The organism is Vreelandella titanicae BH1 (assembly GCF_000336575.1).
Classification (GTDB): Bacteria; Pseudomonadota; Gammaproteobacteria; order Pseudomonadales; family Halomonadaceae; genus Vreelandella; species Vreelandella titanicae.
The window spans coordinates 360435-368476 of the sequence record NZ_AOPO01000004.1; the positions used below are offsets into that span (position 1 = coordinate 360435).

Consider the following 8042-nt stretch of genomic DNA (forward strand, 5'->3'; position numbering starts at 1 on the left):
CGCTAGTCGTTAAGTGAAACCGCCGCTTCGACAAGCCCGGCAAGGTTGAAGCGCTCTGGCAGCTTACCGGCGACCGCTAACTCAACGCGCTCGGCAATCGCATCCAGGGTGACTTTGTCCAACACCTCGCCAGCGAAAGCGAGCGTTAGCAGACCGCGAGCGGTGGCTTCATCGATACCGCGGGTACGCAGCGCATAAATCGCCTCTTCGTCTAGCTGGCCTGTAGTCGTGCCGTGTGAGCACTTAACGTCATCGGCGTAGATTTCAAGCTCAGGCTTGGCATCAATGTGGGCACGATCCGATAGCAGTAGGTTTTGGTTACTCTGAAAACCTTCGATCTTCTGGCTATCGCGCTTGACGTAGACCTTGCCGTTAAACACCCCGTGGGCGCGATCATCCAGAATGCCCTTGTAGTTCTCATTGGAGAACGTCAGCGGCGCATTGTGGTTGACCTTGGTATGGTTGTCGACGTGTTGGCGACCCTGACCAAAGAACAGACCCAGGAAGTTGGTTTCAGCGCCCTGGCCGTTCAAGTCACTGATCAGATCGTTGCGCACCAGCGCACCGCCCAGGCTCAGGTTATAGGAGGTATAGCGCGTATCGCGGCCCTGCTCTACGTGAATGCTCGCCACGTGCAAATCACCCAGCGGCGCTTCTTGCAGCTTGTAGTGGGCCAGGATCGCGCCACGGTCAAGCATCAGCTCGCCAACCACATTGGTGAAGTTAGCCGCTTCGCTTTCGCCGGTGTAATGCTCGATCAGCGTGGCCTCACTGCGGCCTCCCGCTTCCACTAGCACCCGCGGGTGGCACATTACCGGCTGACCAGCACGGGACAAAAACTGCAACAGGATGGGTTTCTCAACCACTGTTCCCGGTGCAATGCGAACCACTGCGCCCTCTTCCATAAACGCCGTGTTTAAGGCAGCAAAGGGCGAAAAATCCACCCCGATTAAGCGCCCAAGCGGGCCACCCACGGCTTCATGGTTCTCTGCGAGCGCCTTGGAAAGCGGTAACACCTGAACGCTTGACGGCAGTGAATCCAAATCAGAGAGCGCCGATGAGAAAACACCATCCACGAAGGTCAGCCGGTAGGCATCAATCGGCAGCGTTAGCGCCGCAGCGGTGGCCGGAGAGAACTCAGCGTTGTCAGCTATCGCAAAGTTGCCCTGGGCAATCGAACGTACGTCGGTGTACTTCCACTCTTCATCGCGACGCGTAGGAAAACCCAGCGCCTCAAAACGTGCAGCACCCGCCTGGCGACGAGCAGCAATCCAGGTCGGTTCCGCTGTGTAGTTCGAGCTGCGCGCCTTCAGCGTGTCTAAAAAGGTTTGCGTATCGCTCATGCCACAGACTCCTCGATACCTTCGTACCCATTGGCTTCCAGCTGTTTGGCCAGCTCGGCATCACCGGTTTTGACAATACGGCCATCGACCAAGACGTGAACCTGGTCTGGCACGATGTAATCCAGCAGACGCTGGTAGTGGGTGACCAGTAGAATGGCGCGGTCTTCAGCGCGCAGGCTGTTGACACCATCGGCGACCACTTTCATGGCGTCGATATCCAGGCCGGAATCGATCTCATCGAGCATCGCAAGCTTCGGCTGAAGCACCAGCATTTGCAGGATCTCGTTGCGTTTTTTCTCACCGCCAGAGAAGCCTTCGTTCACGGCACGCTGTAGGAAGCTAGCGTCCATTTTCATGTAACCAAGCTTCTCTTTCACCAGCTTCATAAACTCTGGCGCCGGCATTTCGCCTTCGCCGCGGGCTACGCGCTGGGCATTAAGCGCAGACTTCAGCAGGTAAATGTTTTTAACCCCTGGAATCTCGACCGGGTACTGGAAACCCAACAGCAAGCCAGCCTGGGCGCGCTCTTCAATTTCCATTTCGAGCACATCCTTGCCATCGAAGGTAACCGTGCCCTGGGTGACTTCATAGCCATCTTTACCGGCAATCACCGCGGATAGCGTCGATTTACCCGCGCCGTTCGGCCCCATGATGGCGTGCACTTCACCCGCATTGATGGTCAGGGTGAGGCCTTTGAGGATTTCATTGCCTTCGACGGTGACGTGTAAATCTTTCACTTGCAACATATTGAATACCTTCTGATTCTGGCGAGTCGCCACGGCGACACTGATAAAATTGGGTGAACTGGACAACCAGCGATTAACCTACCGCGCCTTCCAGGGTGACGTTGAGCAGTGCTTCGGCTTCAACGGCAAACTCCATCGGCAGTTCCTGGAAGACATCCTTGCAGAAACCGTTAACGATCATGCTGACCGCGTCTTCTTCAGAAATACCGCGGCTCTGGCAGTAGAACAGCTGGTCTTCACCGATTTTCGAGGTGGTCGCTTCGTGCTCAATGGTCGCGGTACTATTGCCAATTTCCTGATAAGGAAAAGTGTGCGCGCCGCACTTATCGCCAATCAGCAGAGAGTCACACTGGGTAAAGTTACGCGCCCCTTTGGCCCGCGGGCCAATTTTCACCAGGCCGCGATAGGATTGGTCACTCCTGCCCGCTGAGATACCTTTAGCCACGATATAGGAACGCGTGCCTTCACCGATGTGAATCATTTTGGTGCCGGTATCGGCCTGCTGACGGCCGTTCGTGACCGCGACAGAGTAGAACTCGCCTATGCTGTCTTTGCCGCGCAGTACGCAGGAGGGGTATTTCCAGGTAATCGCCGAGCCGGTTTCTACCTGCGTCCAGCTAATCCGTGAACGGTCACCACGGCAGTCACCGCGCTTGGTGACGAAGTTATAGATACCGCCTACGCCATTTTCATCACCGGGGTACCAGTTCTGCACGGTGGAGTATTTGATATAGGCGTCGTCCAGAGCGACAAGCTCGACCACCGCGGCGTGCAGCTGGTTCTCATCGCGCATTGGAGCCGTACAGCCTTCCAGGTAAGAGACCTGGGCACGGCTTTCGCAAATAATCAGCGTGCGCTCAAACTGGCCAGTGTTGGCCGCGTTAATGCGGAAGTACGTAGACAGCTCCATCGGGCAAGTCACGCCTTCTGGCACAAACACAAAGGAGCCATCGGTAAACACCGCTGAGTTCAGCGCCGCAAAGTAGTTGTCCGCCACGGGAACGACCGTGCCCAAGTACTGTTTGATCAGTTCCGGGTAGTCGCGAATGGCTTCAGAAATGGAGCAGAAGATAACCCCTGCTTCGCCAAGCTGCTTTTTGAAGGTAGTGGCGACCGAAACGGAGTCAAACACCGCATCGACGGCAACTCCTGCCAGCGCGGCGCGTTCGTGCAACGGAATACCCAGTTTCTCATAGGTTTCCAGCAGTTTGGGATCCACTTCATCCAAGCTTTGCGGGCGGTCTTCCGGGCGTTTCGGCGCACTGAAATAGGAGATCGATTGGTAATCAATCGGCGGATAGTCGAGATGCGCCCAGGAAGGAGCTTCCATCTTCAACCACTGGCGGTAGGCATCCAGACGCCACTCCAGCATCCACTCCGGCTCGCCCTTCTTTTTGGAAATAAAGGCGATGGTGTTTTCATCCAGGCCAGGTGGCAGGGTGTCGCTCTCAATATCGGTTACAAAGCCATCTTTGTATTCGCGACGAACCAACTGTTCCATTTCTTCGCTTGCCATGGTGATACCCTCCGGGCAGTTGGGTGGCGAGATCATCGCCTTTAATAATAAAGTAGGCCTGCTGTACTCGCGCCGCCGTTAGGCCGACGCCGCCGACAGGCTGATCGTTTGAATAGGCAGTTGTACTGGCAGCTTAATCGGCGCTGTATCAGCCAGATGCGCCAGGGTCACGCTCTCTAGCAGAGTACGCATGGCCAAGGAGACCCGCTGCCAGTTGTCTGCCACACCGCAGGTAGCCACAAGCTCACAATCGCCTTCTGCTTGGCTGCACTCGGTCATGGCGACGGGGCCTTCAATCGCCGCAATAATATCGGCGGCAGTAATCTGCGATGCGGGCCGGGCCAGGCGGTAACCGCCTTGGGCGCCACGCTGAGAAACCAGCAGCCCTGCCCGCACTAGCATTTTGAGCGTTTTACTCACCGTCGGATGGGGCAACTGCACGGCCTCTGCTAACTCTGCCGCTGCATGCGACGCCTGGGAATGGCGGGCAATTTGCGCCATGACCACCGCGGCATAGTCTGTCAGCCGAGAAAGCTTAAGCATGTCGACTCCCTTTATGTCATCAGTACGCAGCAAATCAAATGGTCGCCACGTCAATTGAGTACCATTTTAGTCCTGTATAAATTTGATGTGAAGCCCCTGAGCAAAATGGATAGCAATTTACGCAAAATATCGGCACGTTCGGCGCTGATAGCATCAAAAACAACAATCATTATCATTTAGAAAAGCTATCATCAGTCATTCTTTGCTTTATGGCTTTACACTTAATGATGGCGTCTGGTAGTTTCGGCTAGGTATCAGATGCCATCATTGTGGATGGCAAATGCTATTCGAGGTGACGACATGGATTCAGCGGTAAATAACATGGTAAGTGCATCAATGGCGCTTCAGCAGGTGCAGATAAGCCAACAGGCCCAGCTCAGCGTTTTTAAACAAGCGTTAGATGGCAGTGCATCACAGATTGCCGCGCTGATGGAGAGTGTTTCGATGGATCCGCAACTGGCCACCAGTGGCAGCGTAGGTACGCAGATTAATACGACTGCGTAATAAACGTTAGGCTAGATAAATCAATAGCCCCCTGGTCAATGCCAGGGGGCTATTTTTTTAACGATCTGCTTTAGCGCTAGGCTTTCTTAACAAATTCGGATTTAAGCTTCATCGGGCCGATACCGTCAATTTTACAGTCGATATCGTGGTCGCCTTCAACTAAGCGAATGCTTTTCACTTTGGTACCCACTTTAACCACCAGTGAACTGCCCTTAACCTTCAAGTCCTTGATCACCGTTACGCTATCACCGTCGGCGAGCATATTGCCGTTGGCATCGCGCACGCCTGAAGCGTCATCAGCGCCCTCTTCTTCTGCCACTTTTGACCACTCATGGCCGCACTCTGGGCAGACATATTGCAGACCATCATCGTAGCTAAACTCAGAGGCACAGGCAGGACAGTTAGGCAAATCACTCATCAGTCGGCTCCATCACCACAGTTAGAAAGCGATGGAGCCTACACGGGTTACGCAAAATGTCCAGCCAGAGGCTAGATCAATCGCGCTGGTAAGTACCCACCAAACGGTTCATGCCCAGCAGGTGAGGCTCTACTTCTTTGAGCAGTTCAGCCAGCGTGAGCCCTTCAGGGAGCGAGGTTTGATGATCCAGCGCCAGCACCCAGAAATAATAAAGATGCTTGCCGTGCCCTTCTGGCGGCATCGGGCCACAATAGCCAGTACCACCTTTATCATTTGCACCGACGGTGCCCGCCGCCGTCTTTTCAGTTAATTCCTGAATATCGCCGGGTAGGTTATAGAGCACCCAGTGGACAAAGCCATAGCTACCGTCTTTGACCAACGGCGCGTCCGGGTCGTGACAGATCACCGCAAACCCTTGGGTTCCCTCGGGAGCGTATTGCCAAGCAAGTGCTGGCGAAACATCCTCACCTTCCCCGGTGTGCTTGGCAGGGATCGCCTGATGGTCAGCAAATGCCAAGCTGGTAACCTGCATTGATGAAAGTGCAAATGTCATGTTTTATCTCCTTGGTTTATCTAATGTGCCTTTCGCTCCTAGTCTCACAACTCCACCGGCCTTGTTTCTTCAGGCGGCGCTTAACCCAGGCATCATAAAGCGCCCGCAAGCCCGATTTAATGCCCGGTAGACCAATGATCCAGGCAGCCGGCGCCAACAGGGGAATACGCTTCATTAATAAACGGTAAGCATCGATCCCCTCCACCAATTGCCCAGATGCTGTTTCGATATGCAGAGAACGCAGCGCCATGTCGGGATCGACGCCCTTTTGCTGTAGCGCCTGGTGATGTTCACTCACATCAAGCCAAGCGATATCAGCGGCATGCCGCCCCGACCAGCGCTCATAGCGGCGGCGCTCTTTACGACACAGCGGGCACTTCGCATCGTAAAAGACATTGATAGAAGTCTTATTGGGCATATAGCCTCTCTAGTTAACGACACTAAAGCAGTGTGGCATTTTCAGTACTAGTCGCAAACCTTTACATATTCACTGCTTATTTAGGCTACGGCTATGACATCTGAGTTCAAAAAACAGCTATTAATTGTTGCCCATGCCCCTTCGGCGAATACCCGCTTATTGCGTGATGCGGCTTTCCAGGGCGCGAGTCATCCCGACCTTGAGCAGGTGCACTGTGTGGTAAAAGCGCCCTTGGAAGCTGGACCAGACGACGTGCTTGCTTGCGATGCGATTCTGCTCGGCACCACAGAAAACCTGGGTTATATGAGCGGCGCCCTCAAGGATTTTTTTGATCGCAGCTACTATTCTGTCATTGAAAAGAAACAGGGATTACCCTGCGCGCTCTATATTCGCGCGGGGCACGATGGCACGGGCACCCAACGCGCAGTAGATAGCATCGTCACTGGCTTACGCTGGCGACGGGTACAGCCACCGCTCATTTTGCGCGGCGAGTGGCAGCCCTCATTTGCAGATCAGGTAGAAGAGCTCAGCATGACCCTAGCGTTTAGTGTTGAGAGTGGCATTGTTTGAAAGTGACATGGTTTGAGAGTGATATTGTATAACCTCGCCTAGCCTGCCTTACTGTAGATAAGCATTTCGTGCCCATTGTGCGATTAAAAGGCGGCAGTACTTGCTTGAATTTACTGCTGTTACTTAACGCACGTACATTAGGTAGCCATTATGCATAAAGTCATTGCTTTCTATGATGATCGGGTGCTCGCTCACGAGCCCAATATTGACGCCGACTTTCTACCCCAACGGATCGATAAGCGCATTCGACATCTGCTTGCAGGGCTCCCTGTGCCATGGAAATACCCCGAGCACCCCGGCCGTTTGAAAGCCATTCAGCACCTGCTTGAGAAAGCGCCCATTGCGGGCCTGCACATTGAAGGTGGCAAAGTAGCCACCCATGAACAACTCGCCAGGGTGCATACCACGTCCTATCTAAGCGATATTTTTAGCCTGCGCGGGAAAAATGCCTGGTTGGATGTGGATACCACAGCGGTCTCACCGGGTAGCGTCGATGCCGCCGAAGTCGCCGCGGGAACGGCCATTGCCGCAGTAGAAGCGGTCATGGAGAAACGCGCTAAAAGTGCCTTTGCACTTGTACGCCCGCCGGGACACCACGCGGAGCCCGTTCGCGCCCGTGGCTTTTGTTTATTCAACAATGTAGCGGTCGCCGCAGCCCATGCGCGCAGTGCGCTGGGTTGTGAGAGAGTGCTGATTGTTGACTGGGACGCCCATCACGGCAACGGCACCCAGGATATTTTTTGGGCAGAGCCGGACGTAATGTTTTTCGATATTCACCGCGCAGCACCCTTCTATCCCGGCTCAGGCCATCTGGAAGAAGTGGGCGCCGGTTTAGCTGAAGGCACCACCATCAATGTTCCGTTACCGGCTGGCGCTGGCGACGAAGCGTATCTCAAGGCATTTCGTGACATTCTTGCTCCGGCCGCAGCGTGGTTTAAGCCCGACATTATTTTAGTTTCGGCAGGGTTTGACCCCCACTGGCACGATTTGGCCTTAAACGTTTCCTATGAGGGTTTTGGCGCACTGACCGGTTTCTTGCAACAACTGGCCGAACAACACTGCGATGGCCGCTTGGTGTTCGTATTAGAGGGCGGCTACAACCTGGAGTCACTGTCCAACGGCACTAGAGCCGTACTTGCCGTATTGGCGGGCAACACCGTGCCTGTGCCCGATACCTGCGGCATTGCGGAAGTCCAAGCCGCGGCGGATTTCCACCGCACGGCTTTTCAATCGGAATAATTTCGCTGCTCATAAAAACGGCACCTCGTGAACTGACCCCATAAACTTGGACAGTGAAAAACTAAGCAGCCAAGGCCTGATTTCGGTACTGCACCGGACTCAGGCCTTTTAATTTGGTCTTAATCCGCTCGTGATTGTAGTAATGGATATAGTGCCGAATGCCCGCCTGTAATTGCTCAATGGTGTCAAAGA

11 protein-coding genes are annotated in these 8042 nt (G+C 54.3%); 3 read left to right on the forward strand and 8 right to left on the reverse strand.

The features are described from left to right. Positions 1-2: 2 nt before the first annotated feature. From sufD to HALTITAN_RS10780, 4 genes are all read right to left on the reverse strand, one after another. A complete protein-coding gene (gene sufD, locus HALTITAN_RS10765) occupies positions 3-1343 on the reverse strand; it encodes a Fe-S cluster assembly protein SufD (protein ID WP_009287116.1) in 1341 nt (446 codons plus the stop codon). Beyond that, positions 1340-2089 (reverse strand): Fe-S cluster assembly ATPase SufC, encoded by a 750-nt coding sequence (sufC, locus tag HALTITAN_RS10770; protein ID WP_027958666.1) that lies wholly within the window; start codon positions 2087-2089, stop codon positions 1340-1342. The genes sufD and sufC overlap by 4 nt, the downstream gene beginning before the upstream one ends. Positions 2090-2162: 73 nt before the next feature. Next, positions 2163-3605, reverse strand: coding sequence for a Fe-S cluster assembly protein SufB (gene sufB, locus HALTITAN_RS10775; protein WP_022522975.1), 1443 nt, complete (start codon positions 3603-3605; stop codon positions 2163-2165). A gap of 78 nt (positions 3606-3683) precedes the next feature. Further along, positions 3684-4148 (reverse strand): SUF system Fe-S cluster assembly regulator, encoded by a 465-nt coding sequence (locus HALTITAN_RS10780; RefSeq protein WP_022522974.1) that lies wholly within the window; start codon positions 4146-4148, stop codon positions 3684-3686. Positions 4149-4448: 300 nt separating this feature from the next. Between HALTITAN_RS10780 and HALTITAN_RS10785 the strand changes: the two genes are divergently transcribed. Further along, entirely contained in the window at positions 4449-4652 is a 204-nt protein-coding gene (locus tag HALTITAN_RS10785; RefSeq protein WP_027958665.1) for a putative motility protein, read from the forward strand. A 76-nt stretch (positions 4653-4728) separates the two neighbouring features. Here HALTITAN_RS10785 and HALTITAN_RS10790 read toward each other — a convergent pair whose 3' ends face one another. From HALTITAN_RS10790 to HALTITAN_RS10800, 3 genes are all read right to left on the reverse strand, one after another. Next, complete coding sequence (locus HALTITAN_RS10790) at positions 4729-5070, reverse strand: zinc ribbon domain-containing protein YjdM (protein ID WP_022522972.1); 342 nt, start codon at positions 5068-5070, stop codon at positions 4729-4731. Positions 5071-5146: 76 nt separating this feature from the next. Next, positions 5147-5623: a YbhB/YbcL family Raf kinase inhibitor-like protein gene (locus tag HALTITAN_RS10795; RefSeq protein ID WP_009287120.1), complete on the reverse strand. Its 477-nt coding sequence runs from the start codon at positions 5621-5623 to the stop codon at positions 5147-5149. A 16-nt stretch (positions 5624-5639) separates the two neighbouring features. Beyond that, complete coding sequence (locus HALTITAN_RS10800) at positions 5640-6041, reverse strand: thiol-disulfide oxidoreductase DCC family protein (RefSeq protein WP_009287121.1); 402 nt, start codon at positions 6039-6041, stop codon at positions 5640-5642. A 93-nt stretch (positions 6042-6134) separates the two neighbouring features. On the opposite strand from HALTITAN_RS10800, the gene HALTITAN_RS10805 reads away from it, so the two are divergent. Both HALTITAN_RS10805 and HALTITAN_RS10810 read left to right on the forward strand, forming a co-directional pair. Next, positions 6135-6611: a flavodoxin family protein gene (locus tag HALTITAN_RS10805; RefSeq protein WP_009287122.1), complete on the forward strand. Its 477-nt coding sequence runs from the start codon at positions 6135-6137 to the stop codon at positions 6609-6611. 150 nt (positions 6612-6761) lie between these two features. Next, positions 6762-7850, forward strand: coding sequence for a histone deacetylase family protein (locus HALTITAN_RS10810; protein ID WP_009287123.1), 1089 nt, complete (start codon positions 6762-6764; stop codon positions 7848-7850). A 61-nt stretch (positions 7851-7911) separates the two neighbouring features. On the opposite strand, the gene HALTITAN_RS24860 is transcribed toward HALTITAN_RS10810, so the two are convergent. Beyond that, positions 7912-8042, reverse strand: a 131-nt coding sequence (locus HALTITAN_RS24860; protein WP_152419258.1) for an IS3 family transposase, incomplete at its 5' end; no start/stop codon positions are given.